The sequence below is a fragment of the Hymenobacter elongatus genome, from assembly GCF_004745955.1.
Classification (GTDB): domain Bacteria; phylum Bacteroidota; class Bacteroidia; order Cytophagales; family Hymenobacteraceae; genus Hymenobacter; species Hymenobacter elongatus.
This window is the reverse complement of sequence record NZ_SRLD01000008.1, coordinates 34,111-60,302: the sequence shown is the minus strand read 5'-3', so window position 1 is coordinate 60,302 and position 26,192 is coordinate 34,111. Positions and strand designations below refer to the sequence as shown.

22 protein-coding genes, 1 tRNA gene and 2 pseudogenes are annotated in these 26,192 nt (G+C 60.1%); 13 read left to right on the top strand and 12 right to left on the bottom strand.

Translation table 11 applies throughout. From position 1 onward, the window contains the following. Positions 1-30: 30 nt before the first annotated feature. From E5J99_RS22215 to E5J99_RS05845, 5 genes are all read left to right on the top strand, one after another. On the top strand, positions 31-336 hold the full coding sequence (locus E5J99_RS22215) for a potassium-transporting ATPase subunit C (protein WP_135496792.1): 306 nt from the start codon (positions 31-33) through the stop codon (positions 334-336). After that, the gene (locus tag E5J99_RS05860) at positions 269-493 is read left to right on the top strand and encodes a potassium-transporting ATPase subunit C (protein WP_167852012.1); all 225 of its coding nucleotides are present in this window, start codon (positions 269-271) and stop codon (positions 491-493) included. The genes E5J99_RS22215 and E5J99_RS05860 overlap by 68 nt, the downstream gene beginning before the upstream one ends. Positions 494-664: 171 nt before the next feature. Beyond that, a complete protein-coding gene (locus E5J99_RS05855) occupies positions 665-1,795 on the top strand; it encodes a porin (RefSeq protein ID WP_135496790.1) in 1,131 nt (376 codons plus the stop codon). Between the two features lie 268 nt (positions 1,796-2,063). Further along, positions 2,064-3,140, top strand: coding sequence for an NHL repeat-containing protein (locus E5J99_RS05850; protein WP_135496789.1), 1,077 nt, complete (start codon positions 2,064-2,066; stop codon positions 3,138-3,140). Positions 3,141-3,340: 200 nt separating this feature from the next. Then, on the top strand, positions 3,341-5,317 hold the full coding sequence (locus tag E5J99_RS05845; protein WP_135496788.1) for an OmpA family protein: 1,977 nt from the start codon (positions 3,341-3,343) through the stop codon (positions 5,315-5,317). 212 nt (positions 5,318-5,529) lie between these two features. Here E5J99_RS05845 and E5J99_RS05840 read toward each other — a convergent pair whose 3' ends face one another. From E5J99_RS05840 to E5J99_RS05825, 5 genes and pseudogenes are all read right to left on the bottom strand, one after another. Beyond that, positions 5,530-6,987 (bottom strand): MBL fold metallo-hydrolase, encoded by a 1,458-nt coding sequence (locus E5J99_RS05840; protein ID WP_135496787.1) that lies wholly within the window; start codon positions 6,985-6,987, stop codon positions 5,530-5,532. A 121-nt stretch (positions 6,988-7,108) separates the two neighbouring features. Continuing rightward, positions 7,109-7,348, bottom strand: coding sequence for a hypothetical protein (locus E5J99_RS21785; RefSeq protein ID WP_245318736.1), 240 nt, complete (start codon positions 7,346-7,348; stop codon positions 7,109-7,111). Positions 7,349-7,403: 55 nt separating this feature from the next. Then, positions 7,404-7,640 (bottom strand): annotated as a pseudogene (locus E5J99_RS22210) (SMI1/KNR4 family protein); the annotation flags it as partial. A gap of 86 nt (positions 7,641-7,726) precedes the next feature. Next, on the bottom strand, positions 7,727-8,539 hold the full coding sequence (locus tag E5J99_RS05830) for a hypothetical protein (protein ID WP_135496786.1): 813 nt from the start codon (positions 8,537-8,539) through the stop codon (positions 7,727-7,729). A 140-nt stretch (positions 8,540-8,679) separates the two neighbouring features. Further along, positions 8,680-8,910: a hypothetical protein gene (locus E5J99_RS05825; RefSeq protein ID WP_135496785.1), complete on the bottom strand. Its 231-nt coding sequence runs from the start codon at positions 8,908-8,910 to the stop codon at positions 8,680-8,682. Positions 8,911-9,095: 185 nt separating this feature from the next. Here E5J99_RS05825 and E5J99_RS05820 point away from each other — a divergent pair, with 185 nt between their 5' ends. After that, a complete protein-coding gene (locus E5J99_RS05820; RefSeq protein ID WP_135496784.1) occupies positions 9,096-12,569 on the top strand; it encodes a PAS domain-containing protein in 3,474 nt (1,157 codons plus the stop codon). 155 nt (positions 12,570-12,724) lie between these two features. On the opposite strand, the gene E5J99_RS05815 is transcribed toward E5J99_RS05820, so the two are convergent. Further along, complete coding sequence (locus E5J99_RS05815; protein ID WP_135496783.1) at positions 12,725-13,129, bottom strand: LytR/AlgR family response regulator transcription factor; 405 nt, start codon at positions 13,127-13,129, stop codon at positions 12,725-12,727. A 329-nt stretch (positions 13,130-13,458) separates the two neighbouring features. Between E5J99_RS05815 and E5J99_RS05810 the strand changes: the two genes are divergently transcribed. After that, positions 13,459-13,734, top strand: coding sequence for a hypothetical protein (locus E5J99_RS05810; protein ID WP_167852011.1), 276 nt, complete (start codon positions 13,459-13,461; stop codon positions 13,732-13,734). A 1,392-nt stretch (positions 13,735-15,126) separates the two neighbouring features. Here the strand turns inward: E5J99_RS05810 and E5J99_RS21585 are convergent. Then, positions 15,127-15,378 (bottom strand): hypothetical protein, encoded by a 252-nt coding sequence (locus E5J99_RS21585; RefSeq protein WP_210114408.1) that lies wholly within the window; start codon positions 15,376-15,378, stop codon positions 15,127-15,129. Between the two features lie 1,830 nt (positions 15,379-17,208). Here E5J99_RS21585 and E5J99_RS21780 point away from each other — a divergent pair. Next, positions 17,209-17,781: an IS630 family transposase gene (locus E5J99_RS21780; protein ID WP_245318735.1), complete on the top strand. Its 573-nt coding sequence runs from the start codon at positions 17,209-17,211 to the stop codon at positions 17,779-17,781. Between the two features lie 215 nt (positions 17,782-17,996). Here E5J99_RS21780 and E5J99_RS05795 read toward each other — a convergent pair. From E5J99_RS05795 to E5J99_RS05785, 3 genes are all read right to left on the bottom strand, one after another. Next, a tRNA-Thr gene (locus tag E5J99_RS05795) sits at positions 17,997-18,069 on the bottom strand. A 42-nt stretch (positions 18,070-18,111) separates the two neighbouring features. Further along, complete coding sequence (locus E5J99_RS05790) at positions 18,112-20,550, bottom strand: DUF349 domain-containing protein (protein ID WP_135496779.1); 2,439 nt, start codon at positions 20,548-20,550, stop codon at positions 18,112-18,114. A gap of 66 nt (positions 20,551-20,616) precedes the next feature. Continuing rightward, positions 20,617-21,183, bottom strand: a complete 567-nt coding sequence (locus E5J99_RS05785; protein WP_135496778.1) for a YqgE/AlgH family protein — start codon at positions 21,181-21,183, stop codon at positions 20,617-20,619. Between the two features lie 239 nt (positions 21,184-21,422). Between E5J99_RS05785 and pdxH the strand changes: the two genes are divergently transcribed. From pdxH to E5J99_RS22205, 5 genes and pseudogenes are all read left to right on the top strand, one after another. Then, positions 21,423-22,073 carry a pyridoxamine 5'-phosphate oxidase gene (gene pdxH, locus E5J99_RS05780; protein WP_135496777.1) on the top strand — a complete coding sequence of 217 codons (651 nt, stop codon included), beginning with the start codon at positions 21,423-21,425 and terminating at the stop codon, positions 22,071-22,073. A 161-nt stretch (positions 22,074-22,234) separates the two neighbouring features. Continuing rightward, the gene (locus E5J99_RS05775; protein WP_135496776.1) at positions 22,235-23,557 is read left to right on the top strand and encodes a DUF1015 domain-containing protein; all 1,323 of its coding nucleotides are present in this window, start codon (positions 22,235-22,237) and stop codon (positions 23,555-23,557) included. Next, the gene (locus E5J99_RS05770) at positions 23,532-24,122 is read left to right on the top strand and encodes a Maf family nucleotide pyrophosphatase (RefSeq protein ID WP_135496775.1); all 591 of its coding nucleotides are present in this window, start codon (positions 23,532-23,534) and stop codon (positions 24,120-24,122) included. The genes E5J99_RS05775 and E5J99_RS05770 overlap by 26 nt, the downstream gene beginning before the upstream one ends. A 103-nt stretch (positions 24,123-24,225) precedes the next feature. Further along, complete coding sequence (locus E5J99_RS05765) at positions 24,226-24,435, top strand: hypothetical protein (protein WP_135496774.1); 210 nt, start codon at positions 24,226-24,228, stop codon at positions 24,433-24,435. Positions 24,436-24,476: 41 nt separating this feature from the next. Continuing rightward, positions 24,477-24,759 (top strand): annotated as a pseudogene (locus E5J99_RS22205) (IS481 family transposase); the annotation flags it as partial. A gap of 170 nt (positions 24,760-24,929) precedes the next feature. Here E5J99_RS22205 and E5J99_RS05760 read toward each other — a convergent pair. Both E5J99_RS05760 and E5J99_RS22200 read right to left on the bottom strand, forming a co-directional pair. Further along, entirely contained in the window at positions 24,930-25,670 is a 741-nt protein-coding gene (locus E5J99_RS05760; RefSeq protein WP_245318731.1) for an MFS transporter, read from the bottom strand. Beyond that, positions 25,565-26,083, bottom strand: a complete 519-nt coding sequence (locus E5J99_RS22200; RefSeq protein ID WP_394345942.1) for an MFS transporter — start codon at positions 26,081-26,083, stop codon at positions 25,565-25,567. Before E5J99_RS22200 ends, E5J99_RS05760 begins: the two co-directional genes overlap by 106 nt. Between the last annotated feature and the right edge of the window lie 109 nt (positions 26,084-26,192).

Sequence of the window (26,192 nt, the reverse complement as noted above, 5' to 3'; positions counted from 1 at the left end):
CGAATCGACGAATATAACAACAAGCACGTCATGCTGAGCGCAGCAGAATCGACGCATCTCTACCGCTTCGTTGCCAAAGTAAATGGATTACCACTGCAAGGACAGGGCGAAACCCTGAGCCAAAGGGGTCGCGTGGCAGGCTACGCCAACGTGAGCCAGAAATTCGATGCGCCCGGCTACTTCCAGGGCTGCCCTTCGGCCGTGGACTACAACACCGCCGGCTCGGCAGGCTCCGACAAGGGGGGCAGCAACCCCGAACCTGGCCACCATGCAGGCCCGCCTCGACACGTCTTGGCTCCAGAACCCGGGCGTGACCAAAGCCTGGGGGCCCGCTGAGCTGCTCCCCGCCTCCGGCTCCGGCCTCGACCCGTATCTGTCGCCCAAGGCCGCCGCTGTTCAGGTGGCGCATGGGGCAAAGGTCTGCCGCCTTGCCGTAGCGAAAATGCAGGCGTTGGTGGCACAGCACACGAACAACGGCCTGCCGGGCCCCTGACCGCGTGAGCGTGCTGCGCCCGGACCTGGCGCTGGATGAGGCGAGCTGCCAGTAGGCCAAGCTTTTTCTCCGGCGTTTCCGTTGCTTTGGGTAGCATTTGAGCCCCAGAATTCACTTCTCCCGACTCTTTTTTTAGCGCCCACCCGGCTTTTTCCCGGCGCGCACTTGCTTATGAAAGCTATTTCGCTACTTGCCCTCAGTCTGCTGGGGGCCTTTACCACCTGGGCCCAAACTGCGCCCGCAGCCGATTCGGTGGTGACGCCCGCCCAGGCCCCGGCCACGCCGGCCACCGCTGGCCCGCTTACGCCCTACGGCTTCGTGGATGCCTATTACGGCTACGATTTCAAGCACAACGACACCCAGGACCGGCCCGGCTTTCTGTACTCGCACGACCGCCAGAACGAGTTTACGGTCAACAACGCGCTGATCGGGCTGCGTTACCAAGATGAAAAGGTGCGGGGCGCTCTTGGCCTGCACGCCGGCTCCTACGTGTCGGCCAACTATGCGGCCGAAGACCAGGTGTTTAAGCACATTTATGAGGCTTACGCCGGCTTCCGGCCCTTTCAGAAAGCCTGGCTCGATGCCGGCATTTTTGGGGCCCACATCGGGTTCGAGTCGGCCGTCAGCAAGGACAACTGGACGCTGAGCCGCTCGCTCATGGCCGAAAACTCGCCCTACTACGAATCGGGAGTGCGCTTTACCTATGAGCTGCCCCCCCGGCTGACGCTGACGGTGCTGGGACTGAATGGCTGGCAGAATATCCGCGAAACCAACCAGGCCAAGGCCTTGGGCACCCAGCTTCAGTGGAAGCCCACCGACAAGCTGCTCCTCAACAGCAGCGGCTTTTTTGGCAACGAGCAGCCCCAGGACTCGGTGAAGCGCCGGCGCTATTTTCATAACTTCTACGCCAGCTACACTGCCACCGACCGCCTCTCGCTGGCGCTGGTTTTCGACGTGGGCAAGCAGGAGCAGGCCGCCCGGGGCCACAGGTCCGACACCTGGCACACCGGCGCGGCCTTCGTGCGCTACCAGCTGGCCGATAAGTGGACCGCGGCCCTGCGCGGGGAGTACTACAACGCCGACCACGGGGTTATCATCAACTCCAGTATGCCCAACGTGACGGATGCCGATTTCCAGGTAAAAGGCGCGTCGCTCAACCTCGACTACGCCCCCACCGGCAACGTGCTGCTCCGGGTGGAAGGCCGCGTGCTGAACGCGGAGGAGAAGGTCTTCGAGCACAAAGACGGCCGGACCTCCGACAGCTACGGCAACGTGACGTCCAGCATTGCCATTTCGTTTTAACGCCTCCTCCTTCCCATGACGCCCGCCGCCGACCAGCCGTGCGACCAACTCGCCGAGCGGTTTCTGCGCCTAGTGCAGGACCGCCGCCGCGGCCGGCTCAAGGTCTGCAAGGTCTACAAGGTCTGCATCGGGCTGGCAGCCAGCAAAACCCACCGCATGCTCCAGGAAGCCCACAACCTGGTGCCAGGCTTCCTGGAGACGAGCAGGAACAGATCCAATTTTGCAGCACGCACTTCCGTAGTATACTGCGCCACCTCGCCCGTTTCGCATGAACATTCTTTCTCCCAGCTGCCTGGCCATGCTACTCCTCTTGCCGGTACCCACGTATGCGCAGCAGCCCGCCAGTGCGTTGAGCCACAGGGTTACGACCGTGGCGGGGGCCGCCCGACAGCCGGGCAGTAGCGACGGAACCGGCCGCGCCGCGCGCTTCAACCGGCCGACGGGCATTGCCGTCGCAACAGACGGCGCGGTGTATATAGCCGATACAGACAATCATACCATTCGCCGAATCACGCCGCTGGGCGCGGTAACAACCCTGGCCGGCACAGCGGGTAGCAAAGGCCACCTCGATGGCCAGGGTACAGCGGCCCGCTTCAACCGTCCCGTGGGCCTGGCTATCGATGCATCTGGCACTCTATATGTGGCAGATGGCGAGAATCACATAATCCGAAAAATCACGCTCGCCGGTAGCGTGACAACCCTGGCGGGCAAAGCCGGTCGGAAAGGCAGCACAAACGGGCAGGGAGACGAAGCCCGCTTCAACTATCCGCACGCTCTTGCGGTGGACACAAAAGGCATCGTGTACGTAGCCGACACCGAGAGCCATACGATTCGGTGCATTACGGCGGCGGGCGTGGTGACGACCCTCGCCGGCGCGGCGGGCCAGAAAGGCGCTATCGATGGAGAAAACGCCATGGCGCGGTTTTCTCACCCTTCGGGCATCGCCGTAGATTCCGCAGGAATAGTCTATGTGGCTGAAAACGGTACGCATACCATCCGGAAAATTACGCCCGCCGGCCACGTAGCTACGCTGGCCGGCATGGCTGGGCAGAATGGTGCTGCCGATGGCACGGGCGCAGCCGCTCGTTTTGATACCCCAAATGGCATTGCGGCAGATGCCAGGGGCACTATGTATGTGGCAGATTATGTGAGTTCAACCATTCGCCGCATCACGCCGGCTGGCGAAGTGACAACTATTGCCGGTAGCGTACGCGGCTGGGGAAGCCAGGATGGCGTCGGGAAAGAGGCTCGCTTCAATTTGCCGTTCGGGGTAGCCGTGGGTGCTGGCGGCAGAGTGGTGTATGTGACGGATACCCAAAACGGGCTCATTCGTTGTATCCAGTGAGAAGCCGCAGCTCTTTTTAACGCAGCCTCAGGGGCATTGAGGGCACAAAGAGCCAGGTGGGCCAGAGTAGGCAACGCATGTCCTGCGGTACCCAACCGCCGAGCCTCCGCTGCTAAACCGGAGGATTGGCGGTAAACAGCCGGGCAAAGTGCGGCGCGCTTGCGTACTTTCGTTCTTTCGTATTCCCGCTTTCCCCGTTTATGAAGGTTTTGCTGACGCTGGTACTGGCGGTATGCTGGTTCAGGCTATCGGCACAGAAGGCCTCGGCCCCCAAAGAGGTGTATACCGATGTCCGGGCCCACATCCGACTCACGTACCCGGAGTCGTGGCAGCGCCAGCGCACCGAAAGCCGGACGCAGGTGACCTTCTACGCCACGGCGAAGCGGCCCGCCCCGGCCAGCGTCATGCTAATCATCAGCCCGTTGCCGACCGCCCAGCAAGACTTGCCCGATCTGCTTGCCCACGGCCAGCCCGATTCGCTGTGGCGCAGCTTCCGGGGCCTGCCCCGGGTTCAGGTGCTGGGGCTCGACCAGCTCGATGCCGGCAGCTACCAGGAAGTGCGCTACCACTACACCTTCGCTTCCGCGCCGGGCGCGGCCGGCCGCACCCGCGTGGTGGGGCGGCGGGTGTGGCGCGGCGGCTACGAGTATCGGCTGGAATACCGGGCCGCCACCAGCCAGGACAGCCGCTACCTGGGCCAGGGCCAGCAGGTGGTGGCCTCCTTTGCCTTCACCGGCGCGGCCCCCAGCCGCCGCTACGCCGACCAGCGCTGCGACGATAAAATGTACGGCATCGCGGCCCTGCGCTACCTCGACGAGCACTGGGAAGATGACTGCCGCACGATTCATGAGTTTTCCGTTTCCGACCCTACCGCGCCGCCCAAAATCCACCGGCGGGTGCTGCCCTTTCAGTCCTACGCGCTGGCCAAAGGCTTCGACAACTGTCTGTATTCGGTGACCAAAGCGCCCACCGATACGCTCGAGTACGTGTACCGCTACGACCCGGCCACCCGCCAGGGCCGCTACACCGCCTGGCAGTTGCCGGCCCAGGGCCCCGAAAACGTCTGGATTTCGGCCGCCACCGACGACCGGGGCGACCTGTACTTCATGACTTCCGACGCCGGGCAGTTGGTGAAAGTCAGCCCCCACGACGGCAAGGTGACAGTCGTTTGGACCACCGACCCGGTGCGGCAGGCCCCCTATTATCCGAGCATCGGCTTTGCCGGAGCAGGCTCCCACAGCAACTTCTGCCTCGACGATGCCGGCACGCTGTACCAAGTCTACAGCACCAACGGCTCGTTGCTGAAAGTGGACCTCACGACCCGCCAGCCCTTGCCCGAGCTAACGCCACTGGCGGGGTTGCCCAAGCGCGGCGGCTACAGCGACCTGCTGTTTCAGAACGATGAAGCCGGCCGCCGCCGCCTCTACTTGGCCGGCCCCACCGCCTTGTATCGGGTAGATATGGCTCGTAACGAAGCCAGCCTGGTGCGCCGGGGCACCTACACCGACCTGGCCGGCTGCAACCTGTTTCGTGTGGCGGCCCAGGCCGCACCCGCGCCGCCGCCGCCGCCCACCACGGCCACCTGGCGGGGCCGGGTGCTCGATGCCGTTACCTTTCAGCCACTGCCCCAGGCCCAGCTTCGGCTGGTGGCCAGCGGCCAGGAAACCCCGGTGCCCCTCACCCCCGACGGCGCTTTCACCTTTTCGGCCGCGCCGGGCCGATCCTACACGGTGCGCACCCTGCTGGCCGGCTACCTGTCCTCCGACAGCACCCACACGACCCAAGCCGGGCCTTACGTGCAGGATATTCTGGTGAAGCCGCTGGCCATCGGTACCACGCTGCGGCTGGATAAAGTGCAGTTTTCCCAGGGCCAGGCCGTGTTGCTGGCTTCCTCCTTCGCGGCCCTCGATGAGCTGGCAGCCCTACTAACGAAAAACCCGGCCCTAACCATCGAGCTACGCGGCCACACGGACAATATTGGGGTCTGGGAGAAAAACATCGTGCTCAGCGAGCAGCGGGTAGCCGCCGTAAAAGCCTACCTCGTCGGCCATGGTATTGCGGCCCCGCGCATCACCAGCATCGGGCTGGGCGGCGCGGAGCCCCGCGCCAGCAACCTGCAGGAAAATACCCGCAAGCTCAACCGTCGGGTAGAATTTCGGGTGACGGGCGTGCAGTAGGCCCCAAGCTCCGGGCAAAGAAGGGCAGCGGTGCGGGCAGTAAGCCCAGGAACCGTGCTGCGGCGCATATCGAAGCATCCCGCGTGCGTTGGTAGCGGGCCTGCTTGCTCGGGCGTCCGTGCAGCCGAAGCAGGACGGTCAACGGGACAACTACCTCTAACAAGCGCTACTTTCGACACGCTCCAGGCAACGCGTGCCACCGCCGGCCGGCGTCACTTCACCTGCATCGACTGCTCAATGTCGGCGAAGGGAATGATGGTTTTCACCCCGTAGTCGGCTACGGGCCACGACTGGATGACGGTTTCGACGTCCAGGTTCAGCGCCTTTACGGCCTTATACAGGCCCGCCTGGCGGGCGCTGGCTTTTTTGCTCCCTCCCTCCCGCTTAATCCAGACCAGGTCATCTTCAAACAACAGCTTTTCGCTCGGAAAATAATAGATCAAATAGTCGTTGGTGTGCGCTGAGGCATTGCCAATGAAGTAAATCTGCATCGTGAACTGCCCATCGGTAATGGTTTTGCTGGTCGCAATTTCTTCGAGCTGCAACGGGCGCGGGGCGCGCTGCTGGCTGTCGGGCCGCAGGGTGTGCGGGGCGGCAGCCAGGTAGCGCACGTAGGCTTCGTCGCCGGGGCCGCACAGCACCGTGGCCCCTTGCTGCACAAAGGGACGCAGGCCGCCCAGGTAATGCGGATGATAGTGGCCGAAAACAAAGTATCTGACGGGCTTGCCGGGGGCAATTTGACGGGCGGCGGCCAGAATGGATTCGCCGTTCTGGCTGTTCAAAGGTGCTTCTGCCACCAGCAGAAAATCCTGGAACTCCACCACCATCACCCGGTCATCGGTGTGCTTGAGCTCCAGCAGATGAATATTGGGGCGGTAGTGCTGCACCACCGGGGCCGGGGCCGCTGGCGGGGCCGGCATCTGGTAGCCGGCCGGCCGCTGGAGCAGCGGCGCGGACTGCGCCACCACGCGCAGCCCCGAAATCAGGACTGCATCCTGCAGCTTGCCGTTCAGCTTGCTGATGGCAACCGTGGTCGGCACGCTGACCTTCCCGATGCTCTCGTAGTTGCCATACGTACAGGTAGTCAGCACGTCGCCGAACAGGTCGTCGTGGCTCAGGATTTCGGCCCGGTCGAGCAGCTGGCTGGCCTTGCGGATAAAGAGCGTGACCCGGGAGCCTTGCACTTGGGTCTGATAGACGGCAAATTCCGTGGCGGCGGGCGCGGTGGCGGCTACCTGCTGCCGCACAAAATAGTGCAGCAGCAACAGGGGCGAGTAGCGTGCCGAGTGCACCAGCTGCCCAGCAAAGAGGTCGGGCGTCACGGCAAACAGATCCTTGTCGCCGTAGTCCAGAAACAGCAGCTCACTGGGGCTGAGCTGCGTTTTGGAGGATAGCGTGCGGCTGCCCTGAGTCAGGGAGTCGTGCTTGAGGAAGTTTTCCGCATTCATCGCCACGCTGCCTTGCTTGGCATAGCTGGTTTGCTGCCACGGATACAGGCTGTGTTCCAGCTCGTTGGCTTTCTCCTGAAAAGAGAAGCTAACGTAGCCGCCCTGCAGGGCCTGCCCCTGCTTACGCCAGCATTGTTGCAAGTAGTTGGTGGGGGCGGCACACACCCAAATGGGCAACCACAACAGCACACACAAGCAGACCAACTTTGATGGAATTTGCATACAGAATGATGAAAGAAGCCCTACTGCACCTCGTATGGTGATAAAATCGACTGGTGGCCCGGACTCTTTCCCTCCCCTGACCGCCTACCCGCCACCTAGTGCCCGATAGTTTCTGATTCCACTACTCCGGCTTCGCTGGGGCAAATCGCTCCTCATGGGCCAGCCCCGCCAGAAACAACTGAAACGTGGCGGCCAGCGGCGTAATTTCGGGCTCGTCTCCCGTTTCCACATCCACATGCACCACCTGTGGCTCGCCCTGTGGGGAGCACTGCCGGTAATCGAGCATCACGGCGTCGTGGCCCGCCGACGGGCACTGCCCCACCACAATGCCGATGGCCGGGTAGCCCCGTTCTTCCAGCATAAACCGGCTCCCCAGCTCCGGCGAGTCGATTCCCCACTCTCCGCCAATGCCGCAGATACCACTGACGGCAATATAGGTCGTTGGCCCAGGAAGTAGCAGTAGCGGTGGGGAAACACGTGTTGATGGGCGTGCCGCCGTTTTTGCCCCGCAGCAGCTCGGTGTAAGCGGCGGGCAGCTTGTAGCCCAAGGCCGTTTCGGCCCGGCTAATGATGGCCGGCGTGAGGAGCTCCGGACTGGTAAAATGGTCTGAATCATCCCAAAAGGGCTGGGTAGCGGCGGGAAAGCTGGTCATCGCTAGGGAAGTGAAAGTGGACACCATCGGGTGTAACGAATACTTGCAGCGCCGGAACACCGACCTGCGCCGGCGAATCGGCCCGCTTAGTCGGCCTCATCACAATCGGTGCGCACCGCGCCAACGAATAGCTGCTCAAACTGCTGGTGGAGCTGCTCGCCGGGCTGCGGGCGGGCCATGTTGGTATTCACGCAGTTCCACCACCCGTAGGTCAGCAGGTCGATTTTGGCGTAGAGCAGCCAGTCGGCCGAGGCGTACTGCTCGTCGAACCGTGCCATATAGCTTTCCGGGATGCCGCTCTGCTTTTTGTGCTCCTCGGCCAGGCGTTGCCAGTCGCGCCGGATGAGACTATCGTTTTGCGCCGCCAGGCCCTGCGTATACCGCTCGCAACCCGCCGCATACGCCGTCGTAAACGATGCGCCCGAAGAAATAAAGGCGTTGAGAATGATTTTAGAGGCCTGATATTCCGCTTCCAACTCCCGCAGCCGGGCGCGTTTGAGCTTCTGCCAGGCCGGCTGCGGCACCACCGCCAACCGCAGATACTGGGTCCGCAGTCGGGCATAGTCAGCTTCCAGGCTATCCAGGTTCAGCCGCTCAATATCAGCCGGTTGGGCCGGCAGTGTGCGGTAATGCAGCAGCGGCGTTTGACTCAGCACCTGCCAGGTGCCATCGAGCTGCGCCCGGGTGTAGCGGCGTGGGTTATAGCGCCCCGCATACCGGCACGCGTCCGACTCCCAGGTGTAGGTCGGGAGCGTATCGGCGACGGGCGCAGCAGAAACCGGTAGCGGGCTCTGGGGCACGGCTGCCGCTTGGGCCGGTTGCCGGGCGGGCGTATCGGGCGAGCAGGAAGCCCATAGCAAGCTCCCCAGAAGCAGATAGCGGGTCGAAATAGCGGGCAAGTGACTAGCGGATTAGGTGGGGCACAACAGGATAGACTGCCTAAATATACGCGGCGGTGGTCTGCTGGCAGCAGCCACTGGTATAAACCGGCTTGGCCAGATACACGGGCGCACCGCCGCACCGCCCCGCTGACCACTATTTACAGCCGGCTGCGGGAGCCGCCGGCTTTTCGGGCCAGAAACCTGGGGGCCTGGAGCCAGCGCACCGGGCGGTAGTGCCGGGCTCCCCGGTAGAGTTTGTAGTTGGGCCGGTGCACGTACACGCGGCCCTTAGATTTGGCCCGGGCGTAGGCGCTGGGCCGGGCGGCGGCAGCCTCGCCGCCCAGGAAAAAAAGTAGCACGCCCCACAACAACAGCACTTTCTTCATCACCTTAGGAGGGTTGGTGGAGGAAGAACAACGGTTTTCTGACCCGAAATATTTCTTTTCAGGCATATTCTTTCGCTACTCTGGTGTCAGTAGCCCGGCCGGGGCTTTTCCGGCCTGCTTTGCACCCCAACGCTTGGTGGTAGCGCACCCGGCCTTGTATCTTCGTCGCGCATCGTCTCCGCCGCTCTATGTCCACCTCTGCCCCTCCCGATTCTCTTGCCGCTCAGCTTCAGCAGGAACAGGTTCGTCGCCAGCAGGCCGAGGCCCGGGTAACGGCCCTGGAGCAGCAGCTGGCCGATACCCAGGCCGACGCCCAACGCTACCATACGCGGCTGGCATCGCTGGTGCAAAACCTGCGCATGGGGTTTATGCTGGTCGACGACAACGGCATGGTGGAGCTGGTCAATCAACGCTACTGCGAGCTGTTTGGCATCGAGGATATTTCCGCCGACACAACCCCAATAACGGGCATGACCGTGGCGGCCCGCATCCGGCACAACTTCCTGGACCCGGAGGCCTACCTGGCCCGGGCGGGCGCAATTCGCCGGGCGGGCCAGTCGGTCATAAATGAGGAAATGGTGCTGGCCAACGGGCGCGTGCTGGAGCGCGACTACCTCGTGCTCGACAACGTAATGGCCGGCCGCCTGGTGTGCTACCGCGACGTGACAGAGCGCCACCAGCGGGAAGCCCAGCTGCACACCGTGTCACTGATTGTGGAGCAGAACCCCAACCCCGTACTGCGCCTTACTGTGGGCGGCGAGCTTATCTATGCCAATCCGACCGCCGAACAGCTAGTACAAGCCCAGGCCGCCGCGCCCGCGCTGCGGGCCCAGCTGCTGGCCCTGGTGGCGGCGGCCCTGGCCACCGCCGATAATCAGCAGCAGGAAATCAGCGTGGGCGACCAGCATTTTCTGCTCCAGGTGACGCCCGTGCCCCAGGAGCAGTATGCTACCCTCTACCTGGTCGACATCACGGGTCGCCGCCAGGCCGAGCAGCAGCTCGTCGAGCAGCAGGCATTCTACGAATCCATTCTGGAAGAGCTGCCCGTGGGCGTGGCCGTCTTCGATGCCCAGCACCGCTATTTGTTCGCCAACCCCAGCACCGTCACCGATGCGGCGACCCGGCAGTGGATGATCGGCAAAGACAACTTCGAAGCTACCGCGTACCGCCAGCGGCCCCGGGCGCTGGCCGAGCGGCGGCAGGAGCTGTTTGAGCTGGCCCTGCGGGAACGGCGCGACGTGCAGTGGGAAGAAACCATCGAGAGCCCCACCAGCTCGGTGCACATGCTGCGCAGCTTCCGGCCCGTGTTCGGCGCCGACGGCAGCCTGAGCATGATGGTAGCCTATGGCCTGGATACGACTGAAAGCTACCGGGCCGAGCAAAAGCTGGCCGAGCAGCGCGAATTCTACGAAACCATTCTCAACGAGCTGCCCGCCGATATCGGCGTGTTTGACGCCCAGCACCGGTATTTGTTCGTGAACCCGGTCGGCATCAAAAACCCCGAGGTGCGGGCCTGGATTATTGGCAAAGACCACTTCGAGTACTGCGCCCACCGCCAGCGGCCCATTGCGCTGGCCGAGCAGCGCAAGCAGCTGTTCGATGAGGTAATTCAGAAGCGGCAGCAAGTGACGACAGAAGAAACCGTGCAGACCCCGGACGGGCCGCGCCACCTGCTGCGCCTGATGCAGCCCGTGTTCAACCCCGATGGCTCCGTGCGGATGATCGTAGCCTACGGTCTCGACATCACCGACCGCTACCTGGCCGAATTACGCCTCACTGAGCAGCAGGAATTTATCCGGCAGGTGGTCGATACTTCCCCCAATTTCCTCTACGTCACGGAGCGATTTGGCGAGCCGATTTTCAGCAATGCCAGCTTCAACGAGCTGCTGGGCCTCAGCCACCACCACCAGGCCCCGCTCGATGGCGACTCGCCCGAGTCGGCCGAAATGCGGCAGCTGGCGGCCTGGCACGACGTGGTAATGGCCACGCGCGAGGAAGTATCGGGCGAGATGCCCTTCACGCTGGCCACCGGCGAAGTGCGGCAGCTGCAGGTAGTCAAGCGTCCGTTGCTGCGCCCCCACGGCATGATGGAGGTGCTGACCGTGTGCACCGACATCACGGAGCTTAAGCGCGCCAAGCGCGAGGCCGAAGCCGCCGCCATGGCCCGGGAGAACTTCCTGGCCAACATGAGCCACGAGATTCGCACGCCTATGAACGGGGTGCTGGGCATGGCCGGCCTGCTAACACGCACCGCGCTGAGCGCGCAGCAGCAGGAGTACGTGGCTATTATCCGCAACTCGGGCAACCACTTGCTCGGCTTGCTGAACGATATTCTGGACGTGGCCAAAATCACGTCGGGTAAGCTGGAGCTGGAGCGGATTCCGTTCGATCTGAATCAGACGCTACAGGCCGTGGGCCAAACTATAGGCTACCAGGCCGATAGCAAAGGACTGCGCTTCACTACTGAACCCGTGGTCCAGCCACACCCCGTGGTGCTGAGCGATTCGCAGCGCCTGAGCCAAGTGCTGCTCAATCTGCTCAGCAACAGCCTCAAGTTTACCGAGTCAGGCAGCATTACGCTCACGGGCAAGCTGCTCAGCGAAACCGATACTACACTCACCATCAACTTCCTGGTCAGCGACACGGGCCTGGGCGTGGCCCTTGACAAGCAGGAAGCCATCTTCTCGACCTTCACCCAGGCCTACGCCGATACCAGCCGGCGCTTTGGCGGCTCGGGCCTGGGCCTCTCCATCAGCGGCAGCCTGGTAGAGCAGCTGGGCGGCCACTTGCTCATGTGCAGTGAGCCCGGCCAGGGCACTTCCTTCGGCTTCACGCTCACGTTTGCCAAGGCTCCGGCCGATGCCATCAGCGCCACCGCCCCGGTCGAAAATGAGGACGACCTGGTGCAGGCGGCCGAAACGCTACGGGGGCTGCGTGTGCTGCTGGTAGAAGACCACGACGTGAACCGGCAGCTGGCGCAGCTGGTGCTCGAAAGCTACGCGGTGCAGGTCGAAACCGCCACCGACGGAGCTTCGGCCCTCGCTTTGTTTGAGCACGCCGTCTACGATGTTATTCTGATGGACATTCAGATGCCGGGCATGAACGGCCTGGAAGCCACCACCCGCATCCGGCAGCACCCCGATACGGCCCGCGCCCAAACGCCCATTATTGCCCTGACGGCCAACGCCTTTCTGGCTGATAATGAGAAGTACCTGGCCGCTGGCATGAACGACTGCCTCGCCAAACCGTTCGAAGCCACGGAACTGATACGCAAGATGTTGGTGCTGCACCGCGCCGATATCCGGCCCGCCCCACCCTTGTTTGCCCTGGCCGATCTGCGGCGCACGGCCCGCGACAACCCGGCGTTTATCCGGCGCATTCTGGACTCATTTCTGACCCATACCCCTGCGAGCATCACGCATCTGCAGGAGGCCGCCGCTGCTGCCGACTGGCCGCGGGTAGCTGCTCTGGCCCACCGCATCAAGCCCTCGCTGAAGCTGCTGATGACTTATACGCTGCTGCCCTTCGTGGAAACGCTGGAAGATGCCAAGGCCCCGGTAGAAGCACGAACCGCCGCCGCGCAGCAGCTTACCCAACTTCTGTCGCAGCTCGTGTGGCAAGTGCAACAGCACGCTTCCAATATTCCCTCCGACCGAACTTAGATCAGCCGCACACAAAGGCTGGCTCGCCGCCTGGGCTGGCGTAGCAACTCCCTCAGGTAGTCAGCGGGCGAGATGGTAGCAGTTCAGGCAGGCACTTTAGGACCGGCCGTGGCTGTCGAGCGGCTTGGGGCCTGGGGCCTGGGTGCGGTGGCCAACTAGCCGGCGCGGCCCGCTACGACCAGCTCGCTTACCCGCGCCACGGCCTGCATAAACCGCTCATACTCGAAGGGCTTCACCAGGTAATCGGCTACCCGCAGCTCGAAGGCTTCCCAGGCGAAGCTCTCGTGGACCGTAGTCAGCACCACCTGGGGCGGCTCGGGCAACAGGCGCAGCATATCCAACCCGTTCAGATCCGGCATTTCCACGTCCAGAAACAGGATGTCGACCCGGCGGCCCATGCTGAAGAAATCCAGGCCCTCAACGCTGCCTGAAAGCGACACCACTAGTTGCAGGGAGCCGCTAAGGGCAATATAATGCGCCAGCGTCAGCCGGTTTATTTCGTCGTCATCCAGAATAGCACAAGTTAACGGAGCCGATCCGGCGGGAAAATTTGGAATCATAGCGGAGCGTAAACAGAGGCGGCGGCACTGCGGCTACGTGTGGCACTCAGGACCAGAAGCGCGTGGTGAGCCAACGAATTCAACCCTTCATACATCAGGCAGCATTACAAAGATATGAGAATAATAAAACCCCGAAACCGCCCCAGCTATTTCTTTTTTTGCTTGTCTTCCGCAGCCCTCTTCAGTCAAAACCACTTATCTGGCATGCTCTTACCACGGCTCATTGTGGCAGGGGCGCGGTTGGTTGGGCGATAGGGCCGCCCATTTTCTTTCTGTTACCTCTTCTCAGGTTGCGTCGTATACACTCGCAACACCAATTGCGCAAGCTGATGGATCCTACCTATTTTAAACCTATTTCCGCTGACTTACCCGAACAGGAAGTGGCTGCCCGCCTCAAGCGGCAGCGGCACGCCGAGTGGGGTATTGCGGTGGCCTCCATGGGTGGTGCCGGCCCCAAGCCGGAATTACTGCTTGAGTTGCAACGCTACGTAGATGGCGAACTGACCATTCAACAGATTGCCCAGCTTCCCCACCTCCCCAATGACCAAGGCTCGCCTGCCATCCAGGCGATTCTGACCCGTGAGCGACTAAGCGACGCGGCCTAAAGCACAAAAAAACCGACTCCTGAGTCGGTTTTTTTGTGGCCGATCAATTCCTGCGGCTGTTCTGGCGGCAGGGGGCAGCAGATTTTCTTTAACTATCTTTTCTCTTGCCCCCTACGTGGCCTTCTGTGCTTGCAAAAGCTGGCAAGCTTCTTCATTGCCTTGCTGCAAGGCAACGTCCAATATCATCAGGGCGCACACGTTGCTCTAGCTGGCATCAGCTCCGATGATGAGTACCTTTTCACCAGCGCACCGCGGCCAAACAAGGCAGCAAACAGCAGGGCGGTGCCGCCGGTACCAGGTTACAGATCAAGCTGCGCTCCGTGCTAAATCGGCAGCCTGGCCATATCGAGTAGCCTTTAAAATACCTCCATCAGGGTGCGTCAGCACGTTTAATAAACTTGGGGTTAATGACGGGCGCGCTGACAAAGAGTGATTATTTGTCTGAGCGTCCTATGCACCCTATCAACAACTTATAGCGGTTTCGTGAACGGTGGAACCCGGCTGATGTAGAGACGCGTATTCGCGTCTCATCGTTCGTGCCGCCTGCCCGGTTTCGTTCAACGACGAGACGCGAATACGCGTCTCTACATCGGGTGTCTACGGTTTGCAAAACCGCTATAAGGTAGAATAGTACGCATTTCATTTTAATCCTTCCTCTATCGTTTTACTGCGCCGGGTATGTATACGCTCTTGTAGCTAGCGTTGTATTTCAACTCCTGTACCTGGCCTAAATTGTTTTTTTGTCAACCATCACTACCCTAGTCTTTTAAGTACGCACTTAATTAGTATACTGCTGCATCTACAGACGCATTGCTACCGCTCTGCTCGAATTGTATAGCGATGACGCAACGGCCTTAGTGAAGTGAACTGCTCAGCAATACGATGATGATGCTTACGCAAGAGCATGGATTTGCTCTGTAGGACGAGTTCCTTTTACCTTATGGCAGACATTCTCCTAGGGCGTATGGGCAAATCGAAAAATCACTCCTGAATACTTTTTGAACGTCATGCGGAGCGCCGCGAAGCATCTCGTGTGCTGACATAGGAGTCGTAATCCAACGACTGCACGCGAGATGCTTCGCGGCGCTCCGCATGACGTTATTTTTTCTTACTGTCCACACAGCCTAACTCGCTTACTATTTCTTCAGAATCCAGGAACTGGATGTACCCGCCCAATACAAGCTATTTTTGGGCGCATCACCAGCGAGTATGCACAATAAGCGGCACCTTTTGGCCGGGCAGCTTTTAGCTTTCCCAGGCACGTTGGCTTGAACACTTACGCTACGATTTGCAGCAGCATAGATAGTGAGGGCCTGCGCAGCAGCATCGAAAAACACACAAAAAAAGGCTCCTACTACTAGGAGCCTTTTCCACAGAAAGCAAAGCTGAGCATTACTCCGCAGCAGCCACCTTGGGCTTGCGCCCCCGCTTAGCGCCATTTGGGTTTGCTACGCGGGGCTTCCGCACTTTAGCTACTGGCTGGTAGTCATCTGCCAATACAGCTTCCATGTCGGCTACGGCTTGGTTGAGAGCAGTAATAGCCGAAGACACGCCCCGCAGCGCCTTACGCAGATCTTTCTTAACAACATCGCTACTTTTAGCAGCCTTGAGTACCTCTTCGAATTGGCTGAAATCTAATGCCATGCTGAATTTTTTTTAGTGTGGATGAAGAACAAGCATTAATCCTTGCTTAACGCTGTTACAAACGTAGCATATTCATTTTCGTTTACAATTACTTTCGATGATGCTTTTAAACAAAATTTAACAACAGTTAATAATTCTGATTCTATCCGAGTTGGTTTTCAATCAAGCATTACGATAAACTTGAAAGCAATATGTCAACTTTGCCTTTTCACTACTGTTGTGCCTTGCTACCGAAAGGCGTAAGATGCAAGCTCGTTTATGATATTTTATTGGGTTTACCTACTTAGGGAGGTAAACCCATGGTCGAGCCAGCGTGGATGCCAGAGCACCTACGACCTAAGCTCTCATAAGCATTACCAAATACAGTTTTGCCCGTTCAGCTTGTTTCGCAAGTGGCCGAAATATTGATTTTTCTTGTTGAACACTGCGGTAAAAAATCATCTTTACCCAACGCCTCTTCCTCAAGGATTACTACGGTCATCCATGTTGCCAGGCATTGTCAGTAGCCTGGCGGCCGTACCTGCGTGGGCCAGATTGTGATTTTTGCGTAGGTTAGAATTACCATCACCTCAATCTTATTTCACAGATGCTGCTAGCCATACTCATCCCTGGCCTCTCCATGATGCTTAACGGGCACTTTCTTAAAGGAATAGTGTGCTTTATCCTGCAGTTCACCATCCTTGGCTGGATACCAGCCGCCATTTGGGGCGTCGCCTCTCGTAGCCAAGATTTAGCACGCAAACGCCACGATGAAATGCTAGCGACTATGCAAGCAGGCCGCCGCACGGCATAATGAGCTGAGGTGTGGCCAAGTGACAGTGGTAGTGTACAAAGCACAGCCCGATAGAATACCCGGCCGCTTCCCATGCCTATACCAGTTGGCTCCAGATGATGCTTCCTATTTCTTTCGTCATGTAGTGGCGTAACCGAAGCATCTCGCCTGCTGACGTTGTTGAAAAAGACCGTCATGCCTGGTATAAAATCAGCTTACCAGCTTTGCTGAGTGGATCGTCCCGGTATTTTATATTCGTATAACCAGTAGACGATGAGCGCCGAGGCGTTGTTTAGGCTGTGTTTATGAGCTTGGAACCAACAAAAAAGCCCCCATAGAGCTTCAGGGCGTTTTTCTTATCCGGGACATTCTAAAGATCACCGTCGCATGCACCGCAGGTATAAGTCACGCCCCTGCTTTGCGGGCATAACAGTCGTTGGCATACTTTACGTCATTGCTACACACTAGCTCCTACACGTCCTGGCACTAAGAGGCTATCCGAATAGGTAGTCATGCTGAGCTTGTCGAAGCATCTCTACCGCTTCGTTGCCAATCGTCAGGCGAAGCGGTAGAGATGCTTCGACAAGCTCAGCATGACTACCTATTCGGATAGGCACCTATAGCGGTTTCGTGAACTATATAGGCCATATGGTGGGAACTACGTAAGGACCCCTATGCAACCCTATTCTCTTGATTTACGCACCCGTGTGGCGGCGGCCTTGGGCCAGCCTGGCTCCCGCCAGGCCGCCGTCGCCGAGCGTTTCGGCGTGAGCGTGGCCTTTATCAAAAAACTGCTGCGCCACGAGCGCGAAACCGGCTCGCTGGCGCCAAAACCGGCCAGTGGGGGGGCGGGCGCGCTATCTGGATACGGCGGCCCAGGCGTGGCTGGTAGCCTATGTGGGCCAGCATGCCGATGTCACCCTGGCCGAGTTGAACCAGGCCTGGCAGGCCCAGGGCGGGCGGCCCATCGGCCAGCCCTGCCTCTGGCGGGTGCTGGACGAGCACCACCTACGGCGAAAAAAAGTTATCACGCCAGCGAACGTGATACGCCCCGCGTCGTGGCCCTGCGCCACGATTTTGTTGAAACAGTCGCCCAGCACTACGATACGCGCCGGTTTCACTTTCTGGACGAAACCGGCTTGCGTCTGGATGCGAGCCGCCGCTACGCCCACGCCGTAGGGGGGCAGTGGGTGGGGCAAGCCGTCCCGCTCAAGCGCGGGGGCTCGCTCACGCTCATTGGGCTGCTCTCGTGCCAGACACTGGAAGCCGTGCAACTCTTTGAGGGGGCGCTCAACTACCAGCGCTTTGCCCTGTATGTGGGCTATTGTCTGGCCCCTGTTCTGCGGCGGGGCGATGTGCTGGTGCTCGACAACCTGCCCGTGCACAAAATAGGGGGCCTACGGGAGTGGTTGGCCGAGCGGGGCGTGCAGGTGCTGTTTTTGCCGCCCTACTCGCCCGATTTTGCCCCGATTGAGCAGGCCTGGAGCAAGCTCAAAACGGCCTTACGCACAGCCCAGGCACCGAGCCGGCAGGCCCTACAAGAAGCGGTGCAGGCCGCCGTGGACTGGATTACCAGTGCCGATGCCCAGCACTGGTTTAACCACTGTGGCTACCATGTCCAGATAGCCTGAAAAAAGGATAAACGGTTCACGAAACCGCTATAGTAGTGTCGATAGTAGCGGTGGAGCTAGCCTGAACATGGACCGCGAGGTGCTCAGTCATGTCTGGGCAGTGCAATAGGCAGAGTTGATCTGAGATGAGTACTAGCCAGCGAAACAGGAATGCGCCTGGAATGGCTTAAAACAGCAATAGCCACCCGATGTGGGTGGCTATTGTTGGCTATCAGAGCCTCCTGCCGGGATCGAACCAGCGACCTACTGATTACAAGTCAGTTGCTCTACCAGCTGAGCTAAGGAGGCGAATTGTGGTGCAAAACTAGTGCTTCCACCACAATTCCCAAACTATGAGCGAATAATTTTCAACTGTTTTTTTAGTCCCTCGATGCGAGCCTTCGCTTCCTCGATGCGCCCCTGGTACTCCTCGCGCAGTTGGTTGGCATTCTTGGAGCGCGCAAAGAACTCAAGGTTAGTCTGTAAGGTCGCGATGTCGTTTTCCAGCTCGTTAATATCCCGGCGCAAGCCCTGCTCCTTGCGGTATAGTACCTGCTGCGAATCGGGATTCGATTTGAGGCGTTCCACCTGGAGTTGGAATAGCATATCGGTGCGCTCGGCATACGAAATGCCCGGTACCGCATCCAGATACTTGCTCATCAAGGCCTGAAATTTCTCCTCGGCCCGCTCAGCAGACCCGCGCGGCCCGGTGGTCGAGCCATCGAAGGCCCGCCACTCCTCCACGTGCTGGCGGAATCCCTCCAGCGTGCCGGGGGCATCGGCCGAAAGGGCCGTTACGGCTTCGGCGATATGGTCGAGGCGGGTGGCCTGCTCCTGCGACACCTGCTGGGCCTGCTGCACCCGCTGCTTGGCTTCCTCGTTCTTGCGCTCGAAGAAAGAGTCGCAGGCCGTACGGAAGCGGTTCCAAACTTTGTCGGACTGCTTCTCGGGCACGCGGCCCACAAGCTTCCACTCCTTCTGCAGCCGGATTACTATTTCGCGGCCTTCCTCCCAGTTTGGGTTTTGCAACGCTGCTTCCGCCTGGTCGCAAAGCTCCAGCTTGCGTTGCAGGTTGGTATTTTTCTCCTCGTCCAGCGACTTGAAGAACTGATTCTTGCGCTGGAAAAATCCCTTGTAAGCACCCCAGAACTGCTTATTGAGCTGTTCGGCTTTGTCGCGGGGCACCAGGCCGGCACCATCCCATTCCTCTTTCAGCTTTTGCAGCTCATCGGTTTTGGCGCGCCACTCGTTCACCCGCTCCGTCTGGAATTCAGCAAAGCTCTTGATCTGTTCCATCAGCGCCGTTTTGCGCGTCAGATTCGCGTTTTCCTGGGTGGAGCGCACGTTTAGGAATTCCTTTTTCCGGTCGTGTACTTTCTCGGAAGCCTGCAGAAACCGGTTCCAGATAGCATCGCGCTGCTCATTGGAAACCGGCCCGATATGCTTCCACTCCTCGTGCAGCTGGCGCAGCTCCTGCAGGGCCTTGTTGATGCTGGGCTGCTGCACCAGCGCCTCAGCGCGCACGATCAGCGCTTCCTTGGCTTCCAGGTTGCGCCGCCGGTCCAGCTCTTTCATCTCGAAGAACAGGCCGCGGTTGTTATAGTAAATATCGAGCAGGGCGTGGTAGCTGTTCCAGATTTCCTGGGCCTCCTTCTGCGGCACGGCCCCGGTAGCTTTCCAGTCGTTTTGCAGGGCTTTGATGCGCACCGAGCTGTCCTTGGTTTCAGCCGATTCGACCAGCTGCCGCAATTGCGAGAGCAGGTATTGCTTGTGGGCCAGATTTTTGGCGCGCTGCTCATCTTCGGCGCGGGCATCACGGGCTCGGCTGTCACGGAAGTCCTGCAGCGCCTTGCTTAAGTCTGCGTGTCCTTCCGGGCCGCTGTAAGCAAAGTCATCGGCTTCGCTGCCGCCTTCAGTAAAGCGCTGCCGGGCTGCGGTGCGGTCGGCGGCAATGCTGGTTTCGTAGTGCCGATGAAGGTCAAAAATCTGTTTGCGATTCTGGCGCGCATCGGGGCGACGCAGCAAGGCCAGCAGGTGAGAAGCCTGAGCGGGCAGGTCCAGTGTTGAGAAATCGGGTCCTGCAACTTCCGGCACGTACTCTTCTTCCTCTTCGGGGGCCGCGTGGCTGTGCGCGGCGGCCTCTGCTGCTTCGGCGGCCGTGTCGTTGGCCGAAGTTGGCAATGCCGCCACTGCCGCCGGAGCATCCTCAATATCGGCGGCGGTAGCCAGCACTACTACCGGCTCATTCACGGCCGTTACCGGCGCCGAATCGGCTGTTTCCGGCTGTGAGGGCGTAGGCCCAACGGCGGCATCTTCCGGCGTTGAGCCAGCAGTAGCTTCGATACTTGCGGGCAAGGAGCCGACGGCAGGCGCGGGCGCGGGTTCTGCCGCTGAGCCAACGGCGGCTTCGGACTGGGCGGCTTCCGCCGATTGGACGCCGGGGTTGGCGTGGCCGTAGTGGTCCTCAGCGCGAGCCAGCGAATCGGAAATAGCCGGGGCTTCGGCGGCGGAAAGTGGCGCGGCGGCTTCAGCGGCTCCCTCAGTAGTAGCGGCAGTAGGCTCGGCGGTGCCGGCCCCCGCCGAAGCATCAGCTACGGGTGGAGTGCCTTGTGCGGGCCGCTCGGTTAGTTCTTCAGCAGTGGTAGAAGCTGCCTCTGACGTGGCAGTAGTGTCGGCGTCCGAGGTTTGCTTGGACTGGATTTCGGCCAGCCGGCGCTCCAGAATGCTCATCGGCGACTCCGAAGCAGCGTCGGAGCTGTTGGGGGCGGGATTCTCGTTTTCAGGTAACATAAGGTCAAAGGAAAAGGCCGGACACGGGGCTAAGAAAGGGTGGTCCGGCAGCGAAGAAAGCAAAAGCTAGTTGAGGCGGGGGTCGAGTGGATAGTTGGACAGAACCCGGAAGCGGCCGCCTTTTTCCCGCAAAATGGCTTGCCAGAAGGCATCAGTATCCAAAGTAAATACTTTCCCGGCAGCATTGGGGTGCACTATCCAAACATTTTCCTTCACTTCCTCCTCCAGTTGGCCGGCCGTCCAGCCAGAATAGCCGACGTACAAGCGCACGTCGGCAGCTTGCAGCTCACCACTCGTCAGCAGGCCCAAAAAGATTTTGAAGTCGCCGCCCCAATAGATACCCTGCCCCAGACTGACGGCTTTGGGAATATCGGCGCGGTGATGCAGGTAGTGTAAGGTATCGGGGTGCACGGGGCCGCCAAGGCCGAGCGGCAAGCGGGCGGCGGGCGAGGCATCCCCGCCGGGCAGTTCCAGCACGTCGCCGAAATGCAGAGTGGAGGGGCGGTTGAGCACCAGCCCGAAGGAGCCTTCCTCCTCCGAATGACGACAGATCAGCACTACCGCACGCTCGAAATTCGGGTCGCCCAGAAAGGGCTGGGAAATCAATAAGCTGCTGTCGCGTAGCCGGGGCATGGGAATGACATTGATGGGTGAGCACTACACGGAAAGCCACTGGCGAAGCCTGTTGGACCACGTACTAGCGGCTCGGCCCAAGTTGAACAAACAGTCGGGCAAGTTGTACAAGCTAGCGGCAGGTTTTCACTTTTATTCTTACGCGAACCAGGCACTGCTAGGTTCCCAAGGGGACGGTCAATGTACTACCTTGCGGCACCAAAGCCACCACAAGTATCTGGTTTGAGGTTTTTACACACATGACGGATCAACAACTAGCCGACCTGCGCCAGACCTACGCGCAACGCACCCTGTCGGAAGCCGATGTGCAGGCCGACGCCGTGCTCCAGTTTCGGCAGTGGCTCGACGAAGCCCTCAGCGCCCACCTCGACGAGCCCACGGCCATGACGATTTCGACGGTCGATGCGGCCGGTCACCCCTCGGCGCGGGTGGTGCTGCTCAAAGGCTTACCCGACGACGCGGGCTTTCTGTTTTACACGAACTACGACAGCCGCAAAGGGCAGGATCTGGCCGCGCGACCTGTGGCCGCCCTCACCTTTTTCTGGCCCGGCCTCGAGCGGCAGGTGCGCGTAGAAGGCCGGGTAGAAAAAGCCCCGGCAGCCTTGTCGGATGCTTATTTTCAGAGCCGGCCGCGCAGCAGCCAGGTAGGGGCCTGGGCCTCGCCCCAAAGTCAGGCTATCGGCAGCCGGGAAGAGCTGGAAGCGCAGGAACGGCAAGTAGAGCAACGCTTTGCCGGCCAAGACCCGCTGCCGCGCCCCGAGCACTGGGGTGGCTTCATTGTGCGGCCCCACCGCGTGGAGTTCTGGCAGGGCCGCCCGTCCCGCCTCCACGACCGAATCGTGTACGAGCGCCAGGGGGAAAGCTGGACGCTAGCCCGGCTGGCCCCGTAGCGCTTCGCGCGACTGAGACTTAAGAAGTAGGAAGTAGAAATGGGCCTATAGACATAAGACTTGTCCGGGCAGAGACTCTGCTTGCCCGGCTATGGTATGGCAGCTTACCCCCTACTTCTTACTTCTTACTACCTGCTCTTACTTCCTAATTTCTTTCTTCCTTGGCCGAAATTCAACCCGTCCGCGGCTGGCGCTACAACGCCATGCTGAGTGCCAACATCGACGATTATGTTTCTCCGCTCTTCGACGTGGTGTCGGCCAAGCAGCGTGAGGCATTGTACCGCAACCCCCTGAACAGCATTCACCTCTCGGTACCCCGGGGCACCGACCCGGCCGGCGAGGCCGGGCAGCGCCTGGCAGAGTGGCAACAGACTGGCGTGCTGCGCCAGGATGAAATGCCGGGCATTTACGTGTACTATCAGTATTTCCGACTCCCGGGCAGCCACCACGAGTATTGCCGCAAGGGCTTCATGTGCCACATCAGGGCCGCCGCCTGGGCCGATAACGTGGTGCTGCGCCACGAGAACACCCTGCCCGCCGCCGTCAATGACCGCGCCGAGCTGCTGGCCCGCACCCAGTTTCAGAGCAGCGCCACCCACGGCCTCTACCGCGACGAAGACTTCGAGCTGGAACGCTACCTGGACGAGGCCATTGCGGATCCGCTGTACCAGACGGAGGAAGACTACCAGGGCGCGCGCGACGTGCTGGCCGTTATTCAGGACGCGGCCGTCATCGAGCGGTTTCGGGCGGTACTGGCTGAGCGGCAGGTTATTCTGGCCGATGGGCACCACCGCTACGAAGGCTCGCTGGCCTACCGCCAGGCCCGAATGGCCGCCGACCCGCAGCATACGGGCCGCGAGCCGTGGAACTTCCACCTGATGTACCTCACAAACGCGGCCGCCGACGATTTGCGCATTCTGCCCACCCACCGGCTGTTGCTGGAGCTGCCCGGCGCCCTCACGGATGCGGAGTTTCTGGCCCGGCTGGAGCCGTATTTCACCGTGCTGCCGCAGGAGGATGCCTACGGTTTGCCCGAGTTGATTGCGGGTAAGCAATGGGCGTTTGGTCTGTATATCGGGGGGCAGGCCTACAAGCTGCGCCTGCGGCCCGCCGCCCACGAGCAGCTCGACTGGGATACGACATCCGAAGTAAAGGCCCTGGACCTCACGGTGCTCCATTTCTTCGTGCTGGAAAAGGCGTTGGGCATCATTGGCCCCGATGCGCAGCGGACGTGGCCGGGGGTTGCGTACGTGCGTACTTTCTCCGAGTGCCTCACCCGCGTAGACCGCCAGGAGGCCCGCGCCGCCCTTATCGTGAATGAAGTAACGATGGAAGAAGTGGAGCGCGTATGCCACTCGGGGGCCGTAATGCCGCCCAAATCCACGTTTTTCTACCCCAAAACTATCGGTGGATTCCTTTTCACCTCCATCGGCGACGCTGAACACGACAATTCTTTCTATGCCCCGTTTAATTCTGGCCTCTAACTCGCCGCGCCGCCGGCAGCTGCTCACCGACCTGGGACTACCCTACGAAGTGCGCCTGCGGGAAGTAGACGAAAGCTACCCGCCCCACCTGCACCGGGCCGAAGTGGCCGAATACCTGGCCGCGCACAAGGCCGACGCCTACCGGGCCGACCTGGCCCCCGACGAAGTGGTGCTGACGGCCGATACCATCGTGTGCCTCGACGATGACGTGCTCAACAAACCTGCCGACGCGGCCGAAGCCGTAGCCATGCTCACCCGCTTGCAGGGCCGCGCCCACGACGTGTATACCGGCGTGTGCCTGCTGGGCGGCGACGGACGGCGCACGGTTTTCTCCGACCAGACCCGCGTGTATTTCCGGGCCCTCTCCGCCGCAGAAATTAAGTTTTACGTGCGTACCTATCTACCCATGGACAAGGCGGGAGCATACGGCGCACAGGATTGGATTGGCATGGTGGCCGTAACCAAGTTGGAAGGCTCTTACTTTAACGTGATGGGCCTGCCCGTGCATCGCGTATGGGAGGAGTTGGAGAAGCTGGATTTGACCACCCTGGCGCGTACTAAGTAAACCACTGGTTTATTGAATTTTAGAAGGACTCCCCCATTGGCTACCTGCCCGTCGATATTGCTGAGGTCCAGACGGAAGAGGGCCGCCAGTACCGCCCAAATGCTTGAAACGCATTTTTGTGGCCATCGACCGCACGAGCAAGGTGGCCTTCGCCGAGCTGTATTCCTGTGCCAAGCGCGTGGTCGCCGCCGAATTCCTGCGCCGTGTACTCAACAGGCTGCCTTATAAAGTAGAGTTGTTCCTGAATAAAGCGAAACGAAAAAAGAACGTCATGCTGAGCTTGTCGAAGCATCTCTACCGCAATACTACTTAACATGGCGGTAGAGATGCTTCGACAAGCGGACGTCAGATGAGCATGACAGCCGAATGTTAGCATCGGTTCCTAATTCAGGAACAAGTCTAGTATCTACCGTTCTGACTGACAACGGGGTGCAGTTCACCCCGCAAGCGCATCAGTTCCTGCCGGGCGGGCACCGCTTTGACCGCATCTGTTGTGAGTACGGGTGTGGAGCATCGCCTCACCAAGCTAGCCCACCCGTGGACCAACGGCCAAGTGGAACGCATCAACAGCACCATCAAAGAAGCCACCACCCAGCTCTTTCATTGCCAAACGACGCAGGAGCTAAGCGAACATTTATAAGCCTTTTTGCTAGCCTATAACCGCGCCAAGCGGCCTGCGGCCTCACTCCACACGAATTTGTCTGCGCTCAGTAGCAGAAAAACCCCGTTAATTTCAACCAAGACCCGACCAACCTTACGCTAGGATTGTACAGCTACTGGCTTACTCTACCGGCCCGGCAACTAGTACTACACCTTAGCGCGGCTGGCTACAATAGTGATGCACAGGCCCATAATGGCAATAATGGCAAAGGACAGCCGCAGACTCACCACGCCCGCTACCAGCCCAATCAGCTGCGGGCCAATCAGGAACCCCAGAAAGCCAACCGTAGAGACGGCCGCCAGCGCCACGCCCGGCGACATGGTAGACGCCCGCCCCGCCGCGCTGTATACCAACGGCACCACCGACGACACGCCAAAGCCGACGAGCAGGAATCCCAGAATAGCCATCGGCAGCGCGGGCAGCAGCACAGCCAGCAGCAGCCCCGAAGCGGTGAGTACTCCACTGAGTCGCAGCACATTTTTCATTCCAAACCGGTGGACTATCTGGTCGGCCACGAAGCGACTACCGGCCATGGTGCCCATAAAAGCGGTGTAGCCCGCGCCCACCCAGGCGTCCTGGGCCAGCACTACTTTCTTAAAGTAAATGCCGCTCCAATCGAACATCGCTCCTTCACAAACCATGCAGCAGAAGGCAATAATGCCCAGGGTGAGCAGTGCTTTGTCGGGGCGGGCAAAGATGGGGGCGCGGGTTTCGGCGGTTCGGTCTTCGCGCAGCGTAAAGGGCCAGCACACTAGCAGCCCGAGCAAAACAACGCCCCCGATCAACAGGAAATGGGCCACTGGATCGAAACCCTGCCCCAGCATAACAGTGCCGATGGCCGCGCCGGTAAAGCCCGCCAAACTCCAAACACCGTGAAACGCGGCCATGATAGAGCGTTGGTAAGCGCCCCCACTCCTACGGCCTGGGTGTTTACTGCAATATTCATCAGGTTGCCGGCCACTCCGTACAGAAATAGAAAGCCCACCGATTGCGGCAGGTTCTGGGCCCAACCAATGCAGATCAGCGTACCAATGTAGCACAGAGCGCCAATAAGCGCAATTCGGCGGCTACCCTGCGTGGCCACGAGCCAGCCCGACAACGGCAAAGACAGCATCAGCCCTACTGGCAGCGCAAATAGCACCGCCCCCAGCTCCGCATCCGACAAGCCCATTTTCTGCTGGATGCTTGGAATACGGGCGGCCCAGCTGGCAAAACACAAGCCCTGCAGAAAAAACAAGGCACTCACAGCCAGCCGATGAGTGGCTTTAGCAGGACCTGAAGACAAGGAAATCACAAGCATAACTCGCTGACTTTCTCCATCATTGTGCATATCACCTATAGTGATACTAGAAGTAGTGTAACTCGCGATACAAGAGGGTTGAGTGGCGCGCTCTGCCACAAGATCTTCT